Genomic DNA, 25,572 nt, shown 5'->3' with positions numbered 1-25,572 from the left:
CATCATGATTTATGCGATCGGGGACATTCATGGGCAGGCGGAGATGCTCGCCACGGCGCTTAACTATCTGATCCAGAACTTACTGGCTCCAGAGGATACGGTCGTCTTTATGGGCGACTATGTCGATCGCGGGCCGGATAGTCGCGGCGTCTTTGAGCTGCTGCACCAGTTCCGCGCGCATCATGGCGAAGAGCGTGTTGTCTTCTTACGCGGCAATCATGAAGATATGCTGCTGACGGCGCGATTCGATCCCGAAGAAGAAAGCCTCTGGCTTTTTAATGGGGGCTGGGAGACGCTCGCCAGCTATGGCATTATCCATTCGCCCGAATGGTTCAGCCAGCTTCCGGAAGCCGACCGCGACCTGATCGCCGGAACCCTGCTGGAATATCCCGCTGGGCGATATCATTTTGTCCACGCCGGCATTCCCCCGCACGACGCTCCCGAGATGCCGCGCGAGCCGCGCCTGTGGATTCGCGACGAGTTTATCGAAAGCGAGCAGGACTTCGGCGCCATCGTCGTCTTCGGCCACACGATTATCCCGACGCTCCAGCCGCTCGTCATGGCGAACAAGATCGGCATCGACACCGGCGCCTTCCTCCCCGACGGAAAGCTGACGATGGCGGCCTTCGATCCGGAAGAAGAGATCGACGGCGTGCCGGAATTCACCTACTACCAGGTCAATCACCACGGCAAGATCGAGGCGTTTCGGCTGCGCAAGGCGAAGCCCAAGCGCTCGCTGCGCCGCAAGCCGAAGCCCGAGGCCGCCGCTGCCTCCGAAGACGAATCTTAGAATTCGTCTACGCCCAACTTTTCCCCTCAGACCAGCGATATTGCTCATATAAGACAACGGCGCGCGTTACCTGGCTCGCCAATGGCGTCTTGCCGTCTCTCACACCCGAGCTGAGGATGGCTATTCTTAACGCACCCCAAGAATAACAGAGCAATATGACTAAAATTACACACAATGCGAATTCGGATACCGTGAGCATTTTCTTTTGCGACACGCCCGTCAAGGCCACGGAGAATCGCCCGAACGGCCTGATCCTCTATTACGACGGCGGCCGCCGGCTCATTGGGCTGGAGATTTTGGAGGCTTCGAAGCATGTCGCGTGGCCGCACCGGCTGGAGCTCGCCGAGACATCGGCAGTCTGACCGCTGGCGCGAGCCATGTGAGTGTTGGGAGACGAGATCCGCTCTCCGAGAACGTTCTGCCAAACGTTTTCAAATACGATCTCGCCTCCCGATGAAACGATCCTGCGAACCGTTCGCCCTAGTTCTACCCAATTTGACCGCACTTGATTCGGCTTCACGCCGGAGCCAGGCATAAAGACTGCATCTCCCGTCCCACTGCTTCAGTCGTGGGACGGGTGCGTAACAATCATCGGTCACGCCCAGGACTGCAATTGACGCAGGACGCGCCCCTCTCCACGTCGTATTACTCCTCTCGAAGATCTTCCGTTCTTTCGCCGGCTGCTGCTGTCTTCGCCCCGGCGCCCTCACGCTGCGTAATCCGCAAAGGAGACTACTCTATGCCGAAATCTGTTCAGGAATATATCGTCGGACTTACCGAGAAGGCCGCACAGGATCTGATCGCCGCCGGTCAGGGAGCGCCCGAAGGCAGCCGCGCCTGGAGCCCGCTGGACAAAGGCCGAACCATGGTCGATCAGGTCGCCGAGTGCGCTGCTGAATAAGTACACGACCACGGTGGTCACGGCTCGCGATTGGCCGCTGACGTCGTTTCAGCAGTATGGCGAAGAAAAAGCCGCGATCGCCAAAGACTGGGCGACGGCGAGCGCCACGCTCTCCGAGAACCTGCCGGGACTGCTGGCGGCCATCGAGGGCGTATCCGACGAAGAGCTGGCGCTGGAGCTGCAAACGCCGTTCGGTCCGATGACGATGGAGCAGATCATCTCTTATCCGTACTGGAATATGACATATCATCAGGGACAGGTCACATACGTGGGTATATTGAACGAAGCCTCCTGAAAGAAAGTACTTTTCATGTCCACGTTTGACCTCCACGCCGCCGCCCGGCGCGCAATGCTCGGCGCCGGGTTCCCGATCGAATTTGCGCCCGCCACCCTGGAACAGGCGCAGCATCCCGCTTCGGTGGATGACGACGGGGCGCGAGACCTGCGCGGCCTGCTCTGGTCGTCAATCGACAATCCGGATTCGCGGGATCTGGACCAGGTGGAGGTCGCGGAGGCGCAGTCCGACGGGAGCGTGCGGCTGATGGTCGGCATCGCGGATGTGGACGCGTTCGCGCCGCTCGGTTCGCCGCTGGACCGGGCGGCGGCCGAGCGCACGACGACCGTTTACACGGGCGTCGAGAACTTTCCCATGCTTCCGCGCGATCTCTCCGAGGGAGCGACTTCGCTGTGGGACGGCCAGGACCGCCTCGCGATGGTGACGGAGCTGCATGTCGGTCCCGACGGCAACGTGCTGGAAAGCGGGATTTACCGCGCCTGGGTGCGCAGCCGCGCCAAGCTGTCCTACGATTCCGTCGGCGCCTGGCTGGAAGGCGCCCCGCTTGTCCCGGAAGCCATTGCGGCGACGCCGGGATTGGCGGCGCAGCTGCGCACGCAGGACGCTGTTTCGATGCATCTGCGCAAAGTGCGCCTGTCGGCGGGCGCTCTGGAGTTCGACACCATCGAGGCTCGTCCGGTGCTTGAGAACGGCCGCGTGGTCGATCTGGCGGTGACTCCGCGCGGCCATGCGCGCTATTTGATTGAGAACTTCATGGTGGCGGCGAACACGGCCGTTTCCGGGTTTCTCCAATCCCATTCGTTTCCATCCATCCAGCGCATCGTGCGCCGGCCGGCGCGCTGGGAGCGCATCGTGGAGCTGGCGCGCCCGCTCGGCGAGGCGCTCCCGGCGGAGCCGGACGCGGTGGCGCTTTCCGGGTTTCTCACCCGCCGCAAAGCCGCCGATCCCGACCATTTCCCCGACCTGTGCCTGAGCGTCGTCAAGCTGCTTGGTCCGGGTGAGTACACCGTGGTCCCGGCGGGCGGCGACCTGGGCGAGCACTTCGGCCTCGCCGTGTACGGCTACACGCACTCGACGGCGCCCAACCGGCGCTATATCGATCTGGTGACCCAGCGTCTTCTCAAAGCCGCGTGCATCGACGCGCCCTGTCCCTACTCGCTCGACGAGCTGACCGCAATCGCGGCTCACTGCAACGAGCGCGCGAGCGCGGCGCAGCGCGTGGAGCGGATCCTGCGCAAATCCGCCGCCGCCGTACTGCTGCACGGCCGAATCGGCGAGACATTTACGGCGATCGTTACCGGCGTCAAAGCGCAGGGGACCTATGTCCGTCTCGTCGCGCCGCCCGTCGAAGGCCGCATCATGCACGGTGAACGCGGACTCGACGTCGGCGACCGAGTTCACGTCCGCCTGACAAATGTCGATCCGGAACAGGGATTTATCGACTTCGAACGTGTGTGACCCTTCAGACGGACGACCGAGATACCAATGATCAAAGTATTCACCTCTCCCTATATCATGGACGTGGAAGTCGTTCGCGGCGAGCTGGAAAGCCAGGGCATCGCGACGCGCCTGAACCACGAGTTTATTCGCGGTCAGACCAACATGGCGGGCTTCGCCGATATCTGGCCGGAAGTCTGGGTCGTGAACGAGTCGGATGCGCCCGAGGCCGCGCGGATCATTGCGCGCGGGAAGACTCCGACGGAAGCTCCGGATTGGACCTGCCCGCAATGTGGGGAAGAAGTCGAAGGGCAATTTACGTCCTGCTGGAACTGCGGCCACGATCGGCCTGCGTAAAGAAATCTGTGAAGAGGATCTGCACCGAAAGAGAGACTCATGAAAACGTTGTTTCTTCTGCGGCATGGAAAAGCGGAGGCGCATGCGCCGGGCGGAGATGCGGATCGCGATCTGACCGAGCGCGGGGAAGCCGACATTCGAAAGATCGGGCGGCATCTGACGGCTCTTGGCGGGCGTCCGGATTGCGTTGTGACGTCGGGGGCTCGTCGCGCCCGGCGTACGGCGCAGATCGCCGCGAGCGCTTCCGGATACACGGAAGAGATCGTGACGGCGTCGTCAATCTATGAGGCGACCGTGGGAACGCTGCTGCTCGTGGTGAACACGCTTCCGGCGGAAAAGTCGCGGGTGCTGATGGTGGGCCACAATCCGGGTTTTGAGGAGCTGGCGGACCTGCTGGCGCTGCCTGGAGGCGCGGCCGTGCATATGCCGACCGCCACGCTGGCGCATCTGGAGTTCGATGTCAACGATTGGCTGAACGTGATTCCAGCAAGCGGGCGCTTGATTGGGATATACTTAGCGCAGAATATCGCGTGAAGGGCGGCGCCGTCGGGCGCGTGAACCAAAGGAATGGCGTTCGGTAAACTTTTCCCACCGGCGAGCGGAGACGATTTCGCCGCGCTGATGATGGCCGCCGCGAAAGCGGCCGGCCACTCGGATTCGCTGGTGTACGACTCGGATCGGTTTTGCCTGAAGCCGCCCGGCGACGGCGTCGCGGTCATGTATCTGGTGAACGCCTACGACGAGTACCGGGCCGCTCTCCCCTGGAACCGGCGCGGCGTCATCGAGCGCTTCGCCCGCCTCTACGCGAGCCTGGACTCAGTGGGGACGATTTCGCCTGACGACGCCCGCGCGAACCTGCGCGCGCGCGTCCGGGAGCGGATCATCTTCGAGCATCTCAAGCTGGAAAACCGCGTTGGCGGCGCGCAGGCCATGGACACTCCGTATCGCGTCCTGGGCGACCATCTCACGGTCGAGGTCGTCTACGATCTGCCGCAGGCGATTCGTTCGGTCAGCCGCGATCAATTGGCGGAGTGGGGGATGACCTTCGAGGAGGCGCTGTCGCTCGGCGCGCAAAATCTTCTTTCGGACGGTCCTTCCCGATTCAAAACGCTGCGCTCTGGTCTCTATCTCTCCGAGTGGCGTGATAACTACGACGCGTCACGCCTTCCATTGCCCGAGATCGTTCCGTCATTGGCCGTGAAGGGACGCCATGTCGCGATGGTCCCGAGCCGCGATGTGCTGATCGTCACCGGAAGCGAGGATCCTGAGGGGCTGGTCGCAATGGCGAAGTACGCGCAGGACGTGCTTCAGAAACCTCGCCCGATGTCCGGCTTCGCCTTTCAGCTCGGAGCGCGCTGGGAAGCGTACCTGCCGCCGCCGGAGCATCCGGCCCATGCGCTGCTGAAGCTGCTTTCGGCCCAGGCGCTCGCGCAGTACTATCAGCAGCAGGCCAATTCCCTCAACGCCCTGCATGCGAAGGACAACACCGATATCTTCGTCGCCGAGTACATGGCGTACCGGGATAAAAAAACGGGCGTCGTCACGGCCTCGGCCTCCTGGGCGCGGGATGTCGATAGTCTGCTGCCCCGCGCGGATCAGATCCTGCTGAGCGAGCGTGACCCCGCCGGCGGCATCGTCCTGCTCGGCGCGGCGCCCTGGGAGCGTGTCGCCGCCGTCGCCGGCGATCTGTTCGAAGCGCAGGACCTCTACCCGCCGCGTTTTCGTGTGCGCGGTTTCCCCACTCCCGCCCAGCTTGCGGAAATCGCCCCGCAGCCGCTGACGTAATCGCCCGCAGCCGCTGACGTAATCGCCCGCAGCCGCTGACGTAATCGGCGGTGTCGGGTATCATGTCTCTTGGTATGAACATGCAATCCGAGGAAGCCGCCGCGTCTCAATATCTCGTGGCCGCCTTCTACAAATTTATTCCTTTCCCCGAGTTCGCCGAGCTTCGCGAGCCGCTGCGCGCCGTCTGTGACGCCGGCGGCGTGCGCGGGACGATCCTCCTGGCCCCCGAAGGCGTCAACGGCACGATCGCCGGCCCGCGCGCGGGCGTGGAGGCGGTGCTTGCGCGCCTGCGTTCGCTCGGCCCGTTTGCCGATCTGGAGCACAAAGAGTCCTACTCCCAGACCATTCCCTTCGCCCGCATGAAAGTGCGCCTGAAGCGGGAGATCATGGGGCTGGGCGATCCCGGCGCCGGCTCGATCCGTCAGGTCGGGGTTTACGTGCCCGCCGAGGAATGGAACGATCTGATCGCCGATCCCAGCGTGCTGTTGATCGATACCCGCAACGATTACGAAGTCGCGGTCGGGACGTTCGAGGGCGCGGTGGATCCGAACACGCGGACGTTCCGCGATTTCCCCGAATTCGTCCGCGCCAACCTCGACCCGGAGCGCCACACAAAGATCGCGATGTACTGCACCGGCGGGATCCGATGCGAAAAGGCGTCGGCCTATATGATCGACCAGGGCTTCCCGGAGGTCTACCATTTGCAGGGCGGCATCCTCAAGTATCTGGAGACGGTTCCGGCGGAGGAGAGCCGCTGGCGCGGCGAGTGTTTCGTCTTCGACGAGCGTGTCGCGGTCGACCATGCATTGCAGCCCGGCGATTTGATCCGCTGCTTCGGCTGCGGCGGCGCGATTACGGCGGATGACAAGCTTTCGGAGAAGTACGAAGAAGGCATTTGCTGTCCGCACTGCCACGACGGCCTGACGGAGCAAAAGCGCCGCCGCGCCACCGAGCGCCAGCGGCAGATCGAACTCGCGCAAAAACGCGCCGCCAAGTAACCGCCCGTTTCGCGTGAGAAACCGCATGATCACATCCCATCGTCTCGCTTCTTTGACTGCCGCAGTCGCCGTGCTGTCCTGCGTGGCCGCCGCCACCGCGCAGGCGCCGACGAAACTGCGCACGATTCATGCGTCGCGCGCCAAGCGTTATGAGGCGACGTGCAAATATCCGGTCCTGCGAAGCAACACGCCGCTGGCGGAGCTGGCGAACCGCACGATCGCCGCCGATGTGCGAAAGCAGCAGCAGGCGTTTGTGCGCATGGCGCTTCAGGAGACGGCTAAAGAACCGCCCCGAAACCCCTATGGTTTCGACGCCAGCCCGATGTATCAGCGCTACTGGTTTCCGCGCCTTTACAGCGTCGGCATGGAGTTTTATGAGTACACGGACGGCGCCCACGGCAATTCCTATCGCGTGATGTACAACTTTGCCGAGGTGGACGGTAAGCCCCAGCGCATGTTTCTCAAGGACTTCTTCACGAACGGCTCCGATTACCGCAAGCAGGTCGAGACAAAATTGATGGACAAGCTCCATCACGATTCGCGCGCGGACTTTATCGGCGAAGTTGTCCAGCTCTCACCCACCCAGCTCAATCGCTTTGTCGTGGAGCCGGACGGTCTGCGCTTCTGGTTCGATCCCTACGAAGTCGCCGCTTACGCGCAAGGCCCCGTCGATATCAAACTCACCCTCGCCGAGCTCGGTCCAGACTTCAAACGCAGTTTGCTGCTCGCGCGCTAAGCTGGGACAAACTACCCGTCTTCTCCCGAGGCGCCGCTGCCGAAACCCTCCTTGGCGGGATTATCGAACACGTCACAAAAGAAACGCATCCCATTCAGGAGACCCGATGAACGAAATCACAAAATCCGGCGCTCCTCTGCTGAAGATCGACGAGGCTACGGTGTCGCGGAACGGCCGCCACATTTTGGACGCGCTTTCGCTGGAGATCGCCGAGGGCGAACATACGGCCATTGTCGGCCCGAACGGATCCGGTAAATCCACGCTGATCAAACTCATCACGCGCCAGCACTACGCCCTGGCGCACCCGGACAATCGCCCATCGATCAGCCTGTTCGGCCAGGACCGCTGGAACGTCTTCGACCTGCGCGCGCTGCTCGGGATCGTTTCCGCCGACGTCCACCTGGCCTTCACGACCGACAGCGAACTGATCGGCTACGACGCCGTCATCTCCGGCTTCTTCGCCAGCCAGGGGTTGGCGAGCCACCATACCGTCACCCCCGACATGCACGCGGCGGCGCGCACGGCCTTGAGGTGGGTGGAAGGGGAGCATCTGGCGCAAAAGCCCATGGAGCAGATGTCCACCGGCGAAGCCCGCCGCGTTCTTATTGCCCGCGCCCTGGTCCGAGACCCCCGCGCCCTGCTGATGGATGAGCCGACCACGGGCCTCGACCTCGTCGCCAGCCGCCGTTTTCTGGAAACCCTGCGCCGAATTGCCGCCCAGGGCAAAACCCTGATCCTGGTCACGCATCACATTACGGAGATCCTACCGGAAATCCAGCGCGTGATCTTAATGCAAGACGGCCGGATTTTCCGAGACGGGCCAAAGGCGGAAATACTGACGACGGAGAATCTGTCGGCGCTGTTTGGCGCGCGGGTGGAAGTGAGGAAAAATGGGGAGTACTATGAGGCGGAGGCGGTGTAACCTATCCTTGCTTGCGATCAATAGCTTTGAATTGACCAGGAGAGCACACCGGGGTGGTTGTTGGATACATAAACAATCAAACTTCCCATATCCCCCCAACATACGTCGCCGTGATAGCCTGTCTCGCCAAGCCCAGCCGGTTGGATTGAACCAAAGGCGCATAAAAACTTCTGTGCAGGCGCAACAGAATCATCCTGAATGCGAGGCGGATACCCTCCGATTTTTGTCCCTTGCAGAGTGAATTGCAGAAACGTATAACTTTCGCCCGCAATATTTCCGCCGTAAGACTCGCTGGGAGCTTCATAGTCTTCTGTGATACAAGGGGCGCCATAGAAAGGGCCAATGACATCTGAGCTGCTGAAGGCAGGCAAATCGTCTGCTTGGATTATGTCTTCGTCAGGAATATTGCTTAACCATGTTAGAACGCAGGTTGGATCGGTGTGACGCTCATGACTGTTCCAGGTGGAGCACTTAAAGCAGTAATGCAGCACCAATACATCACCAGGAATGGCGTCGTGTTCTGGAGTGTGACGAAAATCGATTTGCCCGACATAGGGCATCGACATGGCTTGATGCTGTCCATGTCCTGAACAAATGGGCCACGGACGGTTTTTCGGCCAATAGGGCAAGCCGCCATATCGAGTTGTCGCCCGATCCGAAGGCTCTGAACGGCTATACGTAAAAATTGTGCAGTCACGCGGGGCAGTAAGGAAGGGTTCTACTTCTGCGGCATTGACGGTGAGCCAACTGTTGCGGTCGTCTAAGTTTTGTTGCGTGTGGATGAACTCACCTTCGTACATAAGAAAGAACCCCTCCTAACTGCGAACCTGATCGCTTACCGTGTCGTCCGCCCCGCCGCGATGTAGATGCGCTCCATCAGTGTGCTGCCGAGGGCGGCTTGATCGACGCTGACGAGCGGGACGACGAGTTCTTTGCCCTGGAGGGCGTTGACCCACAGGTCAAAGGCGTGCGGCGCGTTTTCGGGGAGGTCGGTGACGGCGGAGCCGTCCGCGCCTTCAACTTTTTGGGAGAAGTACAGGACGTCATTTCCGGCGACCTGAATCTGCCCTTCGGTTCCATAGATCTCCCAGGCGGAGCGCAGTTTGGGATCGATCCAGCTGGCGTCGAATACCGCCGTGGCGCCGGAGGCGAAGGTGAGGAGCGCCGTGCCGAACTCGTCGATCTCCGTTCCATAGCGGCCGCCCTTGTTGCCGAGCGCCGCCGCGAGGTTCGTGACTTCGCCTTCGCTGGGGATGATCGTGTCTATGATCAGGTCCAGCATGTGCGCGCCCAGGTCCAGCATCGCGCCGCCGCCGGCGAGGGATTTGTCGGCGAGCCAACGCCAGTCGGTGTCGAACCAGCCGTCCAGCGCCGCCTGGTGACAGTTGGAGTAGCTCACGCGGGTGATCTTGCCCAGGTTGCCGGCCTCGATCTCACGCTTGATAAACTGGTTGATGGGACTGCTGCGCTGGAAGAAGCCTGTTTGGAACAGAACTCCCGCCTCCTTGATCGCGGCGGCGATCGCCTGCGAATCTTTCGCCCCGAATCCCAAAGGCTTCTCGACAAAGAGATCCTTGCCCGCCTTGGCCGCGCGGATTACGAGATCCTCGTGGAATTTCGTCTCAGAGCAGACGATAATGGAGGTGACTTCGGAGTCGTTCAGAATCGTGTCCACATCGGATACGAACTGCGCGTTCACTTCGCCCGCGACTTTCGTCCCGCGCTCAGCTTCTCGGTCATAAACATATTTGACGGTGATCTCGCCGCTTCGTGCATTGAGACGGCGTACGAAATCCGGCGTGTGAATGTGGGCGACGCCCAGGAAGGCGGTGGTGAGTTTTGTCATGATGCCACCATTATGGCAGGAGGGGAGCGGGTCGTCAATACGAAAAGGCTTCTAGAAAATATTGGCGATAGGGTATTGACACCGGGGGAAGCGCCGGGTATACTTGTTCTCGTTCGCCCGCTACTGAGAAGTGCGGAAAAAGCGAAAAGGCCATGGGGGTGTAGCTCAATTGGTTAGAGCGCTGCCCTGTCAAGGCAGAGGCCGCGGGTTCAAGTCCCGTCATCCCCGCCAGTAGAAAACGACCGTAAGATCGAGCGCGTGCTTCGATTTTACGGTTTTTTCGTTTTTTATCACGGAACTGTTTTCTCTTGACCGCCGCGATCCCTTCTCCCAATCCTGAACCCGCTATTCTTCCCAGCACCTGGAAATCACCAAGCGAAACGATGAATATGGAGGACGGGAGACAATTTGTTTTGAGAAGACGGGATCTATGGAGGGAGGAACGGCCGTTAATATCGCCATTTCCATGGCGATATTAACGGCCGAATTGGTTCGATCTTTGGAAGAAATAAACGCGGCGCAGAACGGCCTGTTCCCGGTGAAATCAAGCATTAAACCGGGAATGGTCCGAAGGAATGAAAACTATTCCGCTGCTTGCGCTGCGGCCATTTCCGCCTTGGTGCGGCGGCGTCGCTTTGGAGCGCCGCTGCCGGAAAGCGATGCAAAGATTACTCCATCGATTTCTTCAAAATTTCCTTCGACTGCATTGGCGATGGGGTCAATTCCAAAGCGCTGAAATAACTTCTTGGCCGCGATTTGCTGCTGGATTCCACGTCCGCGCCGCGCGATTTTGAACGCGGTTTTGTCGCCTTCCGAAGCCGGGGCGATGGCGATTCCATTGCGATCGGCGTCATAACCTAGTTTGACGGAAGTCCCATCGGGTAGCTTTCCTTGACCTTGCTCAGAGAGTACGATGGTCGATTTCGCGATTTTATAATCAGTCTGTTGAACTGTGGCGGCTGCCGAGGTGGAGTACCATTCAATGGCCATATATTTTACATCCTTGCATTTGAGATTGAACTTGCGTGGGATAACGCTGTCGGCTATTATACCGCGTAAGCGCCAAACTGAATACTTGTTTTTATTGAAATTGTTAAAAGTTTCTTTCAATAGAATGCATTTATGCTCTTAAACTATACTCCGTTTGTCCAGAGATTATCGGCGATCGCGATCCAAATTTGTCTTACGATAAAAGTGTGACTGATGTAATTTCCGTTTTGTTCAATCACCGATGGACGTAGGTTGTGAAAGATATATTTACCCAATTTGTTTTGGGAAGACGACAAAAGTGGATAATAATTTTACATGGGAATAAATGAAGATCGCTCCGTTCATACGGACGATGTCGCGAATAAGATCGTGGGCAGAGACGCCTATATTGAACGCTTGAAAAACGGCGAGACCGTGGTGTTCGGAGAGCCTGGAAATTCGATGGATCCGATCATTAAGCATCGTCAAAAGTGTGTCTACGCGCCGGTGGGCGCCCCGGAGATGCTGGAGCGCGGGCAGGTTGTCTTTTGCAAAGTCGGCCCCTACCATTATACGCATATGATCAAGCAGATCCGGCATGAGAAAGAGGATTGGATGTTTCTGATCTGCCGGCGAGACGGCAGGGAAAATGGGTGGACTCCGCTCAGCAATATTTACGGAAGAGTGATCGAGGTGCTTCCCTCCAGCGTCACGCAGAAGCAGATTGATGTGATATTGAGAGAGCGCAACGCGCATCTCCCGCAGGCCGCCGCGAAAATTTCCGAGAAACCCGGCTCGAATTCGGCAAAGCGCGGCAAGGCGCAGAAGCCTTCCACAAGAAGCCGCAACAAATAAATCGGCAGGATTGGTCGCTCATTGGGTATCATCTGCTATTGTCTTGTCATACGATCTACAAGGTTAATTTGAGCCGCAATCACCCATATTCCCTCGGCCCCACCATTGTCATTGCCCGATGCGGTAATGAGAATTACGTATCTTAACGCTGCCGGCGAAGCTGGCGGCCATAGTTCATCGCAACCGCTTCCGCGTTGTCCCGATTCAATTCGCGTCAGGCCATGTCGATCGCAGAATGGCGATATCATTAATAGGACAGCGATCAATGCTAGACCCACACTTTCTTATGTCCGCTCGTGACCTGCTTCTCACAATGGTCACCGCGCGTGAAGGAGACCGGCGCGAAGGCGTACTTGTCAGGCAAGGCGCGGGCTCCTTTCACGTGTCCTGTTCCGGTCATGAAGGGCTTGCCGCGTTAGTTTATCTGCTGAAGCCAAACGACGATATCTTTCCCTACTATCGGGATAAGGCCGTCGCGTATGCGCGCGGCGTGTCGATCGAGGAAACGGCGCGCGTGTTTTTCGCCAAGGCGTCGTCCAGCGCGGTCGGCAGGAATATGCCCAGTCATCTTTCGTCCCGGGAACTGGGCTTCTTTTCCGCCGCCACCCCGACTGGGTCACAGTGCCTGCCTGCGGCGGGAGCGGCCTGGGCCAAGAAGCTGCTGGGCCGTGACGATGATCCGATGAATGTTTCCCTGTGCTTTATTGGCGACGCCGCCACACGCCAGGGAGAATTCTACGAGGCGGTCTGCTTCGCCGTTCAGGAGCGCCTCCCGATCGTGTTTGTCGTGGAGGACAACAAGTACGGGATTAGCACTCCGACCGATACGATGACGCCCCTGCACCTTGGAATATTCGCTCCGGAGCTGATTACGGCGATCGACGGCCGCGACGCCGAAAACGTCTTCGTACGCGGGAGAGGGCTGGTCGAGAAAGCACGGGCCGGCGGCGGGCCGGGAATCCTTTGGTGCCGGATCGATCGTCTGGATTCCCATACCAGCGCGGACGATCATCGCGTCTACCGCTCCGCCGGCGATCTGGAAACCGCTCAGGCCAACGATCCCATAAAAATCTTGTCGGAAAAACTGATCGCGAACGGCGTGGTGACCGCTGCGTCGCTGCATGCGGACCGCGAGGAAATCAAAGGCCGGGTCCGGTCCGCGTATGAGAATGCGGCTGAGGAATCGGGACCGGACAGCGGGGATATCGCCCAGCATCTTTACGGCCCCGCGACATCGCGCTATCCCGATCTCTCGTTATCCTTGCCGTCTCCGGCGCCCGTGCTGCCCACGATGGTGGACGCCGTCAATGGCGTTCTCCGAGCCTCGCTGGCGTCGGACCCGCGCACGCTTATCTTCGGTCAGGATGTGGAAGACCCCAAGGGCGGTGTGTTTGGTCTGACGCGCGGTTTGAGCGGCGCGTTTCCCGGCCGCGTGTTGAACTCGCCGCTGGCGGAGGCGACGATTGTCGGCGCGGCGGTGGGATTGGCCGCCACGGGCATCCGGCCGATCTTTGAACTCCAGTTCATGGACTTCATCGGGACAGCGCTCAATCAGCTCTACAATCAAGCCGCGACGCTTCGGTGGCGCTCCGGCGGGGAGTGGACCTGTCCCTTTGTGCTTTATGCGCCCTACGGCGCCTATATCCCTGGAGGCGGGATTTGGCACAGCCAGAGCAACGAGGCGCTGCTGGCGCATATGCCGGGCTTGCGCGTCGCCGTTCCCTCCACGCCTGCGGACGCGGCGGGACTCTTTTGGGCCGCCGCGCATGACGACGATCCGACGGTCATTTTACTGCCCAAGCACTTGCTGAGGGAGCGGGTTCCCGTCGAGCACTACGCCGTCGTTCCATTCGGAAGCGCCGCGATCCGCCGCGAAGGAACCGATGTGACACTCGTCGCCTGGGGTAATTGCGTCGAGATCTGCATGGAGGCGGCGTCGCGGTTACAAAACGATCGTATCTCCGCCGAGGTCATCGACCTGCGCTCTCTTGTACCCTGCGACTGGGAATCGCTCACCAATTCTCTACGGAAGACGGGGCGGATCGTCATCGTTCAGGAGGATGTCTTGACGTGCAGCTTCGGTCAGGCCATTGTCTCGGAGATAACGACGGAGATCGACCGGTTTTACATGCTTGCCGCGCCGCCGCGATTGGTTTCCCGGATGGATGTTCACATGCCATTTTGCGTGGAACAAGAATATCAAATACTGCCCAGCGTCGATCGCGTGATCGCTGCGGTGGTCGAGGTGCTTCAGTGACAGACAGCGACACAATATTGGTCCGAGCGCCGCAAATGGGCGAAGGCTTGCGGGAAGTGCGGATCATCGCTCATCTCAAAAAACATGGCGACAAGATCGAACAGGATGAGCCGCTGTTCGCGATGGAAACCGATAAGGCGAACGTGGAGGTGGAAGCCACGCACAGCGGGGTTCTGGACGCATGGCTCGCCGAGGAAGGCGAGACGGTCGCGGTCGGAGCTCCCATCGCGCGGCTGACGACGTCCGCCGCCAGCAGCGCCGTCACACGCCGAATTCCGCCCAGATCGCGCGCTCTGTGCCGGGAATTGCAGATCGCGGACGAACTGATCTCCCAGATCCCCTCAGCCACTGGAACCTTGACCGAAGACGATATTTTGCGCTACATCGAGCAGAAAGACAAGCCGGCCAAGCCCGCTCCCAGTAAGCTCGCGCTCGCGCAGGAATACGTGGACAGTGAACTTACCCCCAGTCAGCGCATCTTCATCACGCGCGCGCGGCAAGATCGTGACAACGGTCCGATACTCGCCGTCGTGAAACGCACGCTTGACTGGGGCGCCGTCGAGAAGGCGCGCGAGAAAGCGCGCTCGATTCCGGGCGGCGCGCAGGTGACAAGGTTCCAATTGATCGCCTTTGCCGCCGCGCGAGCGGCGGCGTCGCATCCGAAATTTCGCTCGATCCTGATTGGCTCCTCGCGTGTTCGGCAGTTTGACCACATCAATCTGGGATTCGCGGTGGCGCTGCGAAATGACGAACTAACCACTGCGGTCGTAAAGCAAGCCGACACACTGGACCTCCCCGCCTTCCGCGAGGCGACCAATGACAGCATGCGCCGGGCTCGCCACGGCGAGGATCAAATGAGCGAGCCTGTCCCATTACTGCTCAGCTCCATGATCGGCGCCGGCGTGACGGACGCCATTCCCGTGCTAGTATCGCCCGCGATCGCCATTCTCTTCATCGGCGACACCTATCCGCAAAACGGCGGCTTAATGGTCAATCTTGTGCTTGGTTTCGATCATCGCTTGATAAACGGCCTCGGCGCCGCGAAATTTCTGGGATCGATCTGCGATAGTTTCGAGCGTGACACTGCGGAGATCGCGGCGCATGGAAGCGACCGCGCATGATGATTTGCCGGGAAGCTGCCATTTCCTTAAAGGTTTGTATTCCGGGCTGGATGGACGGAATAGTATTGGTCATTGTTGGAACATCTGCGGGGGCGGCTGCGTCAATAGAGGTGTCGCATCGGGATCGGCGCCAGGGACGGCGAGAAAACACCGACCGATGCCGGCGAAGTTATTGAAAGATTGGAGCAAGTATGAAAGCGATCTTTTCGAAGCTGCTGGTCCCTGCGGCGCTGATGGGGACAATGATGATTCCGATGGCCGCTCAGGCTGACACATATCATCGCACCCATAGCATCAATGCGCGCCTGCATCATGAGCATGAGCGGATTGTGCAGGGCGAGCGCAGCGGCCAGCTCACACGCCGCGAGGCGGCGCATCTGAACCGGCGCGAATGGCGTCTCCATCGTCAGGAGCATCATCTGCGCGAAACGGGCGACCGGTTTACCCCGAGCGAACGAGCGCGTATGCGTCGTGAGGAAAATCGGACCAGTCATGCGATCTATCGACAGAAGCACGACAATCAGGTCCGATAAGTTTAATCACTTAAAGTGACATGGCAATGCATAGGACGGTTTCCAAGGGAGAACGCCCTATGCATTGTGTCACGATGGATGGAGCTCCAGCGCCATCATCTCCTCATCCAGATCGATCTTTCCGCTCCGAACGGCCTGTTTTTCCATGGAGAAACGGACAAACCCTTCCGATGTATAGAGCGCTTTGGCGCGTTCATTGGAGGCGATCACCGTCAGGTTGATCCGCTCCAGCCCCGGGCGCAGGCGAGCCTGACGGATTGCTTCCCGAATGAGCGCGCGCCCCACGCCTCGCCCCGCCGCCTCCTGAGCCACGAACATCCGAAAGAGCAAGGCCTTATGACGGAGCTTGACTTGCCGTTCGCGGCGCAGGCTCACGGCTCCGATGAGCGCGTCGTCTTCACGAAATGCGCCGAGCGTGAAGTCGTCCTCCGTTTCGTCGTCGAATGGAGACGGGGAGCCTGTGATGTCTTCCTCGGTAATACGGAAACATTCCGGCTGATCGGCCACGCTTCTCAGCAGGGCGGATTGGTAAGCGTCAAAATCATCCGAAGTGAGTCGTCGAATCCGTGTGGGAGATGGCATATTGGTTTGTCAAATAGTCTTTCCCGACAAGTTCGTTCTCCTGCAAATATAAAGTAGACATATTGCGGACAGAAGATTGCTTGACGAGGGAATTATGGTTTTTATTAGGCGAGGAAATGATTGTTGGAAGTAGAGCCTGATGTCGAGGGTGTAGCATTCAAAAATTGATATTCCATGCGTAAATCCGTAAGCTCCTACTAAATTATATCACATCTGTTGAAATAGGTATTCTTCCGGAGCGATCATACAATTCCTATAATCTCTTCAGCGGCTAGAGATAACACCGGGGGATTGGCCGTGCGAAAGCTTATAGTGCGAAGCGCGGTATTGATTTGATAGGCTGTCTCTTGATCCTCCGCATTTTCGTGAATTCCGAGAAGCGCATCGAAGGAGGCGGATTCCTCAGAAACAATCTCTTCCTCGTCATCCCATTCTCCTATTTCTTCATCGACTGGGGGCTCATAGGGTCGTGGCGTATCCAAATAGTCCCATACGTCTTTGAACACTATCGCTCTGTCAGCCAGTAATGTATAAGGATCGCGACCGAAGCTGATTTTGAGTGATCGCTCTGCTTCATTGTGAACAATGCCACGGATGTAAACTTCGTCGCCCTCGGTAATTTGCTGTTTCAGACCCGTGAATGATCCTGTGAACTCTTCATACGAGCTGGATACAACCGTGAGTATTTCGCCGCAGGAAAACCCGAAACGCTCTCCGCCAAAGTGATTGGGCTTGACATTGATGCAGGAGAAAGGTGGATGCTGCAATTCATTCCACCAGCAGCAATACACCTCTGCTGTGCCCGATTGCGCCGCGTCTTCCACGATATCGTGTAAAAGCTTCACAAACTCCGGCCCCTTGTCACTGCATCCAGTGCTTTGTGGGGTGTATCTAAATACGCAAGAACAGGCGTTGCCAGCGCCTATTACATATACGAAAGGTTTCGAGAAATGCTTTCGAACGATTTCCTGTTCGTCTCTAAGCTCACGCAGCTGTATGGACGGCCATGAGCCATCGTTGGGCGTGATAGGCTGTGGCTGGTCCGACCCAAGAAAAACTTCAATACACATGAAAATTGTCCGTTATTTGAAAGGAGCCGAAGAGGAAGTATTGTTTTAGCTGTCGTTTAATAGGACTGCCATATGAGCATCCATTTATACGGAGAGCATTCTACTTACACTGAATTTTAGTTGGTTTGCCATCGAATTTCGTCCCGCTGAATTTCAATTCTGTGTTAGTTTACCATGTTATATCAAGCATACAGGCGTTTTAAGTCTGATGACATTTAATGATGCGGCAAACGCGGTCGCGCCGCAGAGGCGGCGGCTGGAGGAAGGAGCTGGGCGTGATGTGTCCAGGCGCGGTAAGCGGGAAATGCGCTCAGACAGACAAGCGTAAAAATCAGCGGAATGACGCATCCGGCGCAGCCGATGCATCCGTTTCGACCGAGAGGCAGCAGGCATCCCATGGTATGATTCTTTCTTCGCGGATCGTTTCGCGACAAAGAGAAATACCCCGCCCGAGTCATGCGGAAACATAGACCGGAACGTTGTATAATGTGAGCAGAGCGAACTTGCCGTGGAATTGGTCCGAATGGAAAGAACGATCCTTTGAGCAACGAATTCGAGCTTATCTTAACGAACCGCCATGCGGGGATCGAGGCCGGCGTTCAAGACTCCGAAGCGGCTCTGCGTTTTGCCGCCGACGCGCTTCCCGTGCTGATTGCTTACGTCGATTCCGAGATGCGATATCGGTTTAATAATCAGACCTACACGACATGGATCGGCCGTCCGCACACGGAGCTCGTGGGGCGGCATATGCGTGAAGTCCTGGGCGATCAGGTCTTTGACGCGGTGAAGCCGACGATCGATCAGGCGCTGGCGGGCGCGCCCAGCGCTTACGAGCAGGAGCTGACCTGGCCGGACGGGCAAACGCGGTTTACGCGTGGATCGTATATGCCGAACATCGGCCCGAACGGGGAAGTGCTTGGTTTCGCGATCCTGGCGATGGACCTGACGGACCACCGGGTCACAGAGCAGGATCTGGCGGAAAGCCGGCAGCGGTTCAAATCTCTCTTTGACTACCATCCCGACGCCATTTTTTCACTCGATTTGAACGGCAAATTCCTAAGCGCGAATCATTCGTGCGAGCTTCTGACCGGATACCATGTGTCGGAGCTGCTGGAAATGTCATGCGCCGAATTGATCGCGCCGGACGATCTGGCGCGCACGCTGAGCCATCTCGCCGCCGCCGCCGAGGGGCCGCCGCAGCACTATGAAGTGTCGATCGTTCACAAAGTCGGGGTGCGGGTTGCTATCTATGTGACCAATGTGCCGCTGGTCGTGAACGGCGCGGTCATTGGCGTTTATGGGATCGCCGAGGATATCTCGGACCGCAAGGCGACCGAGCAGGCGCTGAAGCAGAGCGAGATGCGCAAGGCCGCCATTCTGGATGTCGCGATCGACTGCATCATCACGGTGGACGCCAGCGGCACGATCGTGGAGTTTAACCCGGCGGCGGAGCAGGCGTTCGGATTCCGGCGGCAGGATGTGTTAGGCCGATCGATGCCGGAGCTGATCGCGCCGCCGTCCCACGCGTCGGGCGAAGGCGTCGAACGCTATCTTGTGGTCAGCGATGGGGGAATCGCCGGACGGCAATTGGAGCTGCTGGGACGGCGCAAAGACAGATCGGAATTTCCGGTGGAGGTGTCGATTATCCCGGTTGCGATTGACGGGGAGACGATCTTTACGGCGTATCTGCGCGATATCACCCAGAGGAAAAGCGCGGAAGCCGCCGAAAGCCGCCTGCGCCGGGAAGTCGAGGCGGCGGAGCTGCGACAGCGTGTCTTTCTGCGCGATATCCTCGCGAGCGTCACCGAAGGAAAGCTTCGGCTGATCGACCATCCCCACGAGCTGCCGGAAAGCTTCCCGATAACCTTCGCGAACGTCCCGCTTATCGCGTCCAGCGACATGCGCCTGCTGCGGAACGCCACAAAGGAGGCCGCCATCGCGCTCGGCTTCAGTGATCTGCGCTGGCAGAATCTGATTACGGCGGTGTCCGAAGCGGCCATGAACGCCATCGTGCACGCTGGCGGCGGCGCGGCCCGCGTTTGCGGCGACGGTGCGGAGACGGTTCAAGTGTGGATTGAAGACAAAGGCGCCGGGATCTTGATGGAGAACCTTCCCAAAGCCACTCTGGAGCGCGGCTGGACGACGGCGGGAAGCCTTGGACACGGCTTCTGGCTCATGCTGCAAACCGTGGACCGCATGTATCTGCTCACCGGTCCAACCGGCACGACCATCGTCCTGGAGCAGGACCGAACCCCGCCGCCGCCCGCGTGGGCCGTCGACGCGATGTAGAGCCGGGGGATGGCTTATTCGAAGGCGTCGGCGAGCCAGGCGGGGAGCGGGGGATTTTCTTCTTGTTCGATGACCACGGTGGTGCCGCTGGGGCCGGTCAAGAGGTACAGACGGTCGCTGGTTTCCAGCATCATTTTGAGGCCGTGCCCCAGGGTCGCTTTAGTGCTGAAGCCGCGGGCGAGGGTTGCTTTGGGCAGGTTTTCCATGGCGATCCCCGATCCATGGTCTTCCACGCGGATCCGCACGATCCCATTTGCTCCAGTGAAGACCCGAGCGACGCCGCCGCCGCCGTGGACCATGGCGTTCATTCCCGCTTCGCTGGCGGCCGTGGCGATATCGCTCTGACGGCTTTCCGGGTGGCCGGCGAACCGGGCCGCTTCCTGCGCCAAATTGCGCAGCTCGCATAGGCCCATTCTTTCCGCCAGGGTGACCGGCTGGCCGAACGGCGTCAGCGGCTCCGGCAGATCATCGGCGCAGCTGCAAAGCCGCAGCTTTCCTTCGGTGACGCTCGCGAGCACATCGCGCAGCAAAGTCTGCTGCCGCGCTTCGCTGATCGATAGCGCCTTGCGCGCTTCGGCCTCGGAGACGGCGCTCATCGCGGCCACGATCAAACTCACCATCATCTCCAGCAGCGGCAGAACCGCGTCGCCAAAGGCGTTCGGGCGGGACGAGTAAACCTTGAGCACGCCGATCGTCTGCCCCAGAAATTGCAGCGGCACGACCACCATGGAGCGCAGGCCGACCTTGCGACAGGCTTCACGGTTGACGCGCGGATCGGTCTCACTATCCTCACAGGAAAGCACGCGGCTTTCGCCCACGCACCGGCCGGAAAGGCTGGTGTGGCGGCTCAGGCGCATTCCGATCTGCTGGGCGGCGGAGCCGCTCGCCGACCGGTAAACCATTTCATCGCCGTCGGCCATCTCCACCACGGCGCCGTCCGCCTCGGAAAGCTCCTGCGCGCGGCGCGTGACAATCGACAGCACGGCGTCCAGCTCGCGCTCCGCATGAGCGATCTCGTGCTGCGTGGCGATCAAAATCGATTGCCGGCGCACAGTCTCATTCATCAAATCGATCGTCGCCTTGTCCTGGGGAAAAGAACTCTGTGCGGCGGCAGTTGTTGGAATATGGGATTTGCTCACACGGACCACGCAATCTTTCTGAGACACATCGGTACTATCATACCATGGCGCCCCAGGATCTTCAACGCTTTTTCCGCGCGGGGATGCGTGTCTCTTTGGGCGCGGGTAATCCATTATCGGCAGATTGCCAGAAGAATTGTTACGGGGAAATCGCCATCAGTACGCTGAACATTCAAACGGTATGCGAAATGTGGTAATATTATTGTAAGATGCCAAAAAAAGAGAAAACGGTCGAATCGGCCAAGGATCTGGCGCTGATGTTCAAAACGCTGGGAGATCCGACGCGTATTCGGATCTTCCGCTATTTGCGTCACCGGTGCTGGCCCGTCACCGTGGAGGACGGCGAGGACAAATGGATGTCAGTCGGTCCTACGGTCGGCGAAGTTTCTCGCGTCGTGAGCGGATCGAAAAAGATCACCGCCAAGGTTTCGCATCATCTCAAGGAGATGCGTCTCGCGGGCCTGATCTCGATCCATCGGCAGGGCAAGACCATGGTCTGCGGCGTCTCGCAGAAGGCGATCGACGCGCTGTCGGAGTTTCTGGCCAGCACGGACGCGGCCCCGCTTTCGGATGACGTGTCCGGCGATCGTGACATAGAGATTTCCGAGGCGGCGTGACGACCGCCAGTACAGAGAAAGGGGTGGAGCGGGAGCAAATGACACGCAAACATTACTGTGAAGAATTGAAGACGCTGTCGGCTTCGCTGACCCGGATGGCGACGACGGTGGATGCGCTGCTGGCGCAGGCGACGCAGGCGCTCGCCTATGGCAATACGGAAATGGCGGAGATCATGCTGCGCGGGGCCGAGACCGTGGATCTTTGCGAGATCGAAATCGAAAAGCATTGTTTGGAGATCATCGCCTTGCAGCAGCCGGTAGGCCGGGACCTTCGGCAGATCAGCGGCGCCGTGACCATCGCGATGGACCTTCAGCGGATCGGCGAGCACGCGCGGAAGATCGCTCGGATCACCTCCCGGCTGCCGATGAGCGGTCGGGGGCAGGCGCCGAACGACCTTCTCCATCTGATCGGCGTGGCGCGCGGCATGATGCAAGCGGTGAGCGCCATTCTTGACACACAAGAACTCTGCGGGGCGTCGGAAGTAATCTTGAGCGGCCTGGAGGCGGAAGACGCGCTGGATCGCCTGGAGACATCCACGCAGGCGGCGCTGGAGCATGGATCCACCGCCGGCGTCACGGCGTCCTACCTGCTGTCCGCAGCCCATCACCTCGGAGAAATTGCCGAGCTGGCCGTCGATATCAGTGAGCGCCTCTCCTACGTCATGACCGGCCGTTCGACGCGCGCTTTGCCGGCCGCGTAAATCCAAATCCCCAGCCCCGCGCAGTGTTCGCAGGGCTGGGGCGGGACGCGTCAATCGAGACTCCGGGCGTAACGCGCGAGCGCCTCGATTTGCGCCGCCGCTCCTGCGATTTGCTTTTCCCCAACGGCCTTGCGCCACAAGAACCCAAGAATTCCCCAGATTTCCAGCGTGAACCGCACGGTCGTTTGATTGCCTGCGGGTAAAAACTCATGGATTGTTCTGAGCTTCGCCCCGGGAAGATAGGCGATATCGACCAGGCGGCTTGGCGGCAGAACGGATTCGATGGACATCGAGACGTTGGGACCGCCTTTAGGTTTCAGAACAAACCGCGCGCCTGGGCGCACATCGCCCTCCATACGAACGAATTCCAGCTCGTCGTCCCACCGGCTCCAATTCTCGATATCTGAAATCACGCGGTACAGGGTTTCCGCCGGAACATCCGTCGTTGTTTCATAGTGGGAACGCCACATCATCTCTCTCCTCGTTATTTGGGACCTTGATTATTTTGGATCTTTGGCTTGTTCGATCAATGCGCGCAGCGAGGCGTGGAACTCACGCCGCTGCGAACAGACCGCCTGAAAAAACTCGGCGTCGGCCTTCTCGACTTCCGGGATGGCTTTGCGAATGCGCTCCGCGCCGCTTTCCGTCAGCATCAGAACCTTGGCGCGCGTGTCGGTGGGGTGCGCGCGCCGCTCGACGAGACCCTTTGTCTCCATCGCGCGCAGCACCTGGGACGTCATCATCATGTCCAGCTTCGCATGCCGCGCCAGCATCGTCTGCGTGATCCACTCTTCCCGGCCGGACATCCAGAGCAGGCTCGCCAGCAGGGCGTACTGCACCTGGGTGAAATCGTGCGGGCGCAGCGCGGCGGCAATGGCGCGCTGCCAGATCGCCGTCACCTGCCAGAGCAAAAATCCGGTGCTGTCATCGGCGTCCTCCACGGAAAACGGCTCGCGCTCATTCCGCATGGTGAACCTCCATTTGCTGGGCGATCAGATCGAAATCCGCCTTCGTCATTTCGAAGTGACCGCTGCGGAATGGGTAGCCCCAGCGTTTGACATCGTGAATGAACGACAGGCGGGGCAGCAGCGGCTGGATGGCCGCCGGCTTGCAGGCCGCGTAAACAATGTCGCGGCGGAACGGGATAAACTTCGGGCTCATCTCGTACTCATAAGCGCTTTCACCGACGACCTGGCCGATCGCCGTGAACATTTGCAGCGGCTCACCGTCCGTCATGTCTGTTTTGGGAGAGTAATAAACGAGCCAGTCGCCGACATTCATCCGGCGCAGCGGCGCGCATTTGCCGTGGCAAAGCTGCGCGAAGCCGCCCGCCACGCCGCGCTCAACATGAGACTGTGAAACGACGCCGATCCAGTACCGTGTGTCCATGAGCTTCTCCTGAAGTGTAAATTTACTATGTATGCATTATATATGCATACATAGTAAATGTCAAGTCTTATTTTTCTTAAGGTACCATGAGGCGACGAAAAGGAGATTTTCCATGCCCACCACCGCCCCCGTGCGCGGCGTCATTTTTGACCTCGACGGCACGCTCGCCGACACCTTCCCTGTGATCTTCGCCGCCTTCCGCCACGCCTTCGCGGTGCACGCCGACCGTCATCTTTCCGATGCGGAGATCGAGGCGATGTTCGGCCCCAATGAGGAAGGGTGCATCCGCAAGGCGATTCCCGGCGACTGGCAAGCCTGTCTCGCCACCTACCTCGCGGAATACGAGCGCGTGCACGATCTCTGCCCCGGCCCGTTTCCGGGCGTCATTGCATTGCTGGACTGGCTGCGCGCGCGGGGCGTCCTGGTGGCGATCGTGACGGGAAAAGGCGCGCAGAGCGCCGCCATCTCCCTGCGGCGTCTGGAGCTGAACGGTCACTTTGAGATTGTCAAACCGGGATCGCCCGAAGGCTCGATCAAACCCCAAGCGATCCGTGAAGTGCTGGCGGAGTGGGCGATGACGCCCGCCGACGTCGTCTACGTCGGCGACGCGCCCTCCGACGTCACCGCTGCCCGCGAAGTCGGCGTTCGGGTGATCGGCGCGGCGTGGGCAGATTCTACCGACGCGGCGAAGCTTGCGGCAATGTCGCCGGACGCGTTATTGAAGAGCGTGGGGGAATTGCGGGAGTGGCTTGCGGGGGCGGTTTAGTTACCTGGAAGATTCGGCCCTCACCCCCCAGCCCCCTCTCCCAATTCTGGGAGAGGGGGAGTCAGAGGCAGAGTTTTCAGCTAAGATCTTTTGGATCAAAGATCCAAATCTTACTCCCTTCTCCCAGAATTGGGAGAGGGGTGGGGGTGAGGGCCGTTCTTCGAAGCCCCAACAATAAATCACTCCGTTTACACCGTCACCACGATCTTCCCAATTTGCTGATTCGACTCAAGATACTGGTGCGCCTGAACGATCTCCTCCAGTGGGAAAGTCTTCGCGATCACCGGCTTCAGCGCTCCTTCGGCGAGCGCTTTCACCACAAACGCCACGCCTTTCTGATAGGCAGTCTCGTTCCGGGCGATGCCTAACCCGGCGTGCCCTGTAAAGTTGTAGATCATATACGTTCGCAATACGAAGTTTCGGAAGAATGCGCTGAACAAAGGGAATTCTGTTGGCGCATCGTCCAAAAAGCCATAAAGGATGATCTGACCGCCCCAGGCGACGGATTCCGCGAGCAGGGGAAGCGAGGCGCCGGCGATGGGATCGTAAATCAGATCGGCGCCCTTGCCTCCGGTGATCTCCTTCACGCGTTCGGGCAAATTCTCTTCCTCCGTGACAATGACGTCGTCCGCTCCCGCGTTTAAGACAGCCTGGCGCTTTGCCTGCGTTCGCGTTGTGGCGATCGCCTTCGCGCCCAGCAGGTGCGCCAATTCGATGGCGGCGACGCCCGTGCTGCTGGAGGCGGCGGTGATCAGAATGGTTTGTCCCGGCTGGACGTTGGCAAGCTCCACAAAGGCGAAGTAGGCGGTGAGGTATTGCATGAAGGATGCCGCCGCTTCGATGGGCGAGAGGCTCTCCGGATACTTCACCAGCACGGAGGCGGGCACAATCGCCGCGTCGCCGTGCGTTCCGTATTGCGCCATGCTTTGCCCTGGCGCCACGGCGACGCGGTCGCCGACGCGCACCTGGGTGACGCCTGGTCCGACGCTCTCGACGACGCCGGCGGCCTCAATCCCGATCTTGGACGGGAACGCCGGCTGCTCCAGATACTGCCCGCGCCGGAACAGCGCTTCCGCGCGATTGAGACCGAACGCTTCGACTTGGATTCTGACTTCATTTGCTTGTGGCTGAGGCGAGGGGAACTGCTCCAGCGTGAGCACTTCCGGTCCGCCGAGTTGATGAAATTTTACGATCGTATCCATACCTAAATCCTTTGT

At 59.5% G+C, this 25,572-nt stretch carries 29 protein-coding genes and 1 tRNA gene; 20 read left to right on the top strand and 10 right to left on the bottom strand.

Features of this window, described 5'->3' with window-relative positions; all coding sequences use genetic code 11:
• Nucleotides 1–4 precede the first annotated feature (4 nt).
• The 11 genes from D5261_RS32695 to D5261_RS32645 all read left to right on the top strand — a co-directional run bounded on the left by D5261_RS32695 (nt 5) and on the right by D5261_RS32645 (nt 8,221).
• Nucleotides 5–790 (top strand): metallophosphoesterase family protein, encoded by a 786-nt coding sequence (locus D5261_RS32695; protein ID WP_119319803.1) that lies wholly within the window; start codon nt 5–7, stop codon nt 788–790.
• A gap of 155 nt (nt 791–945) precedes the next feature.
• Complete coding sequence (locus D5261_RS32690; protein WP_119319802.1) at nt 946–1,152, top strand: DUF2283 domain-containing protein; 207 nt, start codon at nt 946–948, stop codon at nt 1,150–1,152.
• A 377-nt stretch (nt 1,153–1,529) separates the two neighbouring features.
• A complete protein-coding gene (locus tag D5261_RS32685) occupies nt 1,530–1,691 on the top strand; it encodes a hypothetical protein (RefSeq protein ID WP_165863954.1) in 162 nt (53 codons plus the stop codon).
• A 13-nt stretch (nt 1,692–1,704) separates the two neighbouring features.
• Complete coding sequence (locus D5261_RS32680; RefSeq protein ID WP_119319801.1) at nt 1,705–1,986, top strand: hypothetical protein; 282 nt, start codon at nt 1,705–1,707, stop codon at nt 1,984–1,986.
• A 15-nt stretch (nt 1,987–2,001) separates the two neighbouring features.
• Entirely contained in the window at nt 2,002–3,444 is a 1,443-nt protein-coding gene (locus D5261_RS32675) for an RNB domain-containing ribonuclease (protein ID WP_119319800.1), read from the top strand.
• 27 nt (nt 3,445–3,471) lie between these two features.
• Nucleotides 3,472–3,780 carry a putative signal transducing protein gene (locus D5261_RS32670; RefSeq protein WP_119319799.1) on the top strand — a complete coding sequence of 103 codons (309 nt, stop codon included), beginning with the start codon at nt 3,472–3,474 and terminating at the stop codon, nt 3,778–3,780.
• Between the two features lie 39 nt (nt 3,781–3,819).
• On the top strand, nt 3,820–4,314 hold the full coding sequence (locus D5261_RS32665; protein ID WP_119319798.1) for a SixA phosphatase family protein: 495 nt from the start codon (nt 3,820–3,822) through the stop codon (nt 4,312–4,314).
• Nucleotides 4,315–4,347: 33 nt separating this feature from the next.
• Nucleotides 4,348–5,565 (top strand): DUF1444 domain-containing protein, encoded by a 1,218-nt coding sequence (locus D5261_RS32660; protein ID WP_119319797.1) that lies wholly within the window; start codon nt 4,348–4,350, stop codon nt 5,563–5,565.
• A gap of 74 nt (nt 5,566–5,639) precedes the next feature.
• A complete protein-coding gene (gene trhO / locus D5261_RS32655; RefSeq protein WP_218025499.1) occupies nt 5,640–6,563 on the top strand; it encodes an oxygen-dependent tRNA uridine(34) hydroxylase TrhO in 924 nt (307 codons plus the stop codon).
• A gap of 25 nt (nt 6,564–6,588) precedes the next feature.
• The gene (locus D5261_RS32650) at nt 6,589–7,299 is read left to right on the top strand and encodes a DUF3298 and DUF4163 domain-containing protein (RefSeq protein WP_119319796.1); all 711 of its coding nucleotides are present in this window, start codon (nt 6,589–6,591) and stop codon (nt 7,297–7,299) included.
• Between the two features lie 106 nt (nt 7,300–7,405).
• Complete coding sequence (locus D5261_RS32645) at nt 7,406–8,221, top strand: ABC transporter ATP-binding protein (RefSeq protein ID WP_119319795.1); 816 nt, start codon at nt 7,406–7,408, stop codon at nt 8,219–8,221.
• Between the two features lie 17 nt (nt 8,222–8,238).
• Here the strand turns inward: D5261_RS32645 and D5261_RS32640 are convergent, their stop codons facing one another.
• Nucleotides 8,239–9,021, bottom strand: a complete 783-nt coding sequence (locus D5261_RS32640) for a DUF1963 domain-containing protein (RefSeq protein WP_119319794.1) — start codon at nt 9,019–9,021, stop codon at nt 8,239–8,241.
• A 35-nt stretch (nt 9,022–9,056) separates the two neighbouring features.
• A complete protein-coding gene (locus D5261_RS32635; RefSeq protein ID WP_119319793.1) occupies nt 9,057–10,067 on the bottom strand; it encodes a Gfo/Idh/MocA family protein in 1,011 nt (336 codons plus the stop codon).
• A 154-nt stretch (nt 10,068–10,221) separates the two neighbouring features.
• On the opposite strand from D5261_RS32635, the gene D5261_RS32630 reads away from it, so the two are divergent.
• Nucleotides 10,222–10,298 (top strand) — tRNA-Asp (locus D5261_RS32630).
• A gap of 351 nt (nt 10,299–10,649) precedes the next feature.
• Here the strand turns inward: D5261_RS32630 and D5261_RS32625 are convergent.
• The gene (locus D5261_RS32625; RefSeq protein ID WP_119319792.1) at nt 10,650–11,177 is read right to left on the bottom strand and encodes a hypothetical protein; all 528 of its coding nucleotides are present in this window, start codon (nt 11,175–11,177) and stop codon (nt 10,650–10,652) included.
• 195 nt (nt 11,178–11,372) lie between these two features.
• Between D5261_RS32625 and D5261_RS32620 the strand changes: the two genes are divergently transcribed.
• From D5261_RS32620 to D5261_RS32605, 4 genes are all read left to right on the top strand, one after another.
• Complete coding sequence (locus tag D5261_RS32620) at nt 11,373–11,891, top strand: hypothetical protein (RefSeq protein WP_119319791.1); 519 nt, start codon at nt 11,373–11,375, stop codon at nt 11,889–11,891.
• Between the two features lie 265 nt (nt 11,892–12,156).
• Entirely contained in the window at nt 12,157–14,148 is a 1,992-nt protein-coding gene (locus D5261_RS32615) for an alpha-ketoacid dehydrogenase subunit alpha/beta (protein WP_218025498.1), read from the top strand.
• Complete coding sequence (locus D5261_RS32610; protein ID WP_125205805.1) at nt 14,145–15,269, top strand: 2-oxo acid dehydrogenase subunit E2; 1,125 nt, start codon at nt 14,145–14,147, stop codon at nt 15,267–15,269. Before D5261_RS32615 ends, D5261_RS32610 begins: the two co-directional genes overlap by 4 nt.
• 191 nt (nt 15,270–15,460) lie before the next feature.
• Nucleotides 15,461–15,802: a hypothetical protein gene (locus D5261_RS32605; protein ID WP_119319788.1), complete on the top strand. Its 342-nt coding sequence runs from the start codon at nt 15,461–15,463 to the stop codon at nt 15,800–15,802.
• A 69-nt stretch (nt 15,803–15,871) separates the two neighbouring features.
• On the opposite strand, the gene D5261_RS32600 is transcribed toward D5261_RS32605, so the two are convergent.
• Nucleotides 15,872–16,384, bottom strand: a complete 513-nt coding sequence (locus D5261_RS32600; protein WP_119319787.1) for a GNAT family N-acetyltransferase — start codon at nt 16,382–16,384, stop codon at nt 15,872–15,874.
• A gap of 242 nt (nt 16,385–16,626) precedes the next feature.
• A complete protein-coding gene (locus D5261_RS32595; protein WP_119319786.1) occupies nt 16,627–17,454 on the bottom strand; it encodes a hypothetical protein in 828 nt (275 codons plus the stop codon).
• A gap of 540 nt (nt 17,455–17,994) precedes the next feature.
• Here D5261_RS32595 and D5261_RS32590 point away from each other — a divergent pair.
• Nucleotides 17,995–19,743, top strand: coding sequence for a PAS domain S-box protein (locus D5261_RS32590; protein ID WP_119319784.1), 1,749 nt, complete (start codon nt 17,995–17,997; stop codon nt 19,741–19,743).
• Between the two features lie 14 nt (nt 19,744–19,757).
• Here D5261_RS32590 and D5261_RS32585 read toward each other — a convergent pair whose 3' ends face one another.
• Entirely contained in the window at nt 19,758–20,807 is a 1,050-nt protein-coding gene (locus D5261_RS32585) for a GAF domain-containing protein (RefSeq protein ID WP_245992481.1), read from the bottom strand.
• Between the two features lie 284 nt (nt 20,808–21,091).
• On the opposite strand from D5261_RS32585, the gene D5261_RS32580 reads away from it, so the two are divergent.
• A complete protein-coding gene (locus tag D5261_RS32580) occupies nt 21,092–21,499 on the top strand; it encodes an ArsR/SmtB family transcription factor (protein ID WP_119319782.1) in 408 nt (135 codons plus the stop codon).
• A 38-nt stretch (nt 21,500–21,537) separates the two neighbouring features.
• On the top strand, nt 21,538–22,200 hold the full coding sequence (locus tag D5261_RS32575) for a phosphate signaling complex PhoU family protein (protein ID WP_119319781.1): 663 nt from the start codon (nt 21,538–21,540) through the stop codon (nt 22,198–22,200).
• Nucleotides 22,201–22,250: 50 nt separating this feature from the next.
• On the opposite strand, the gene D5261_RS32570 is transcribed toward D5261_RS32575, so the two are convergent.
• Genes D5261_RS32570 through D5261_RS32560 form a run of 3 tightly spaced genes read right to left on the bottom strand, consistent with a single transcriptional unit; the run spans nt 22,251 to nt 23,589 of the window.
• Nucleotides 22,251–22,673, bottom strand: a complete 423-nt coding sequence (locus tag D5261_RS32570; RefSeq protein WP_119319780.1) for an SRPBCC family protein — start codon at nt 22,671–22,673, stop codon at nt 22,251–22,253.
• A gap of 27 nt (nt 22,674–22,700) precedes the next feature.
• A complete protein-coding gene (locus tag D5261_RS32565) occupies nt 22,701–23,168 on the bottom strand; it encodes a MarR family winged helix-turn-helix transcriptional regulator (protein ID WP_119319779.1) in 468 nt (155 codons plus the stop codon).
• Nucleotides 23,158–23,589: an EVE domain-containing protein gene (locus D5261_RS32560; RefSeq protein WP_119319778.1), complete on the bottom strand. Its 432-nt coding sequence runs from the start codon at nt 23,587–23,589 to the stop codon at nt 23,158–23,160. Before D5261_RS32560 ends, D5261_RS32565 begins: the two co-directional genes overlap by 11 nt.
• Nucleotides 23,590–23,701: 112 nt before the next feature.
• Here D5261_RS32560 and D5261_RS32555 point away from each other — a divergent pair, with 112 nt between their 5' ends.
• A complete protein-coding gene (locus D5261_RS32555) occupies nt 23,702–24,355 on the top strand; it encodes an HAD family hydrolase (RefSeq protein WP_165863952.1) in 654 nt (217 codons plus the stop codon).
• A gap of 188 nt (nt 24,356–24,543) precedes the next feature.
• On the opposite strand, the gene D5261_RS32550 is transcribed toward D5261_RS32555, so the two are convergent.
• The gene (locus D5261_RS32550; RefSeq protein WP_119319776.1) at nt 24,544–25,557 is read right to left on the bottom strand and encodes a zinc-dependent alcohol dehydrogenase family protein; all 1,014 of its coding nucleotides are present in this window, start codon (nt 25,555–25,557) and stop codon (nt 24,544–24,546) included.
• Between the last annotated feature and the right edge of the window lie 15 nt (nt 25,558–25,572).

It is taken from the genome of Capsulimonas corticalis, from assembly GCF_003574315.2.
Classification (GTDB): domain Bacteria; phylum Armatimonadota; class Armatimonadia; order Armatimonadales; family Capsulimonadaceae; genus Capsulimonas; species Capsulimonas corticalis.
Note: the sequence above shows the minus strand (reverse complement) of the source record. Positions and strands in the feature narration are given on the sequence as shown.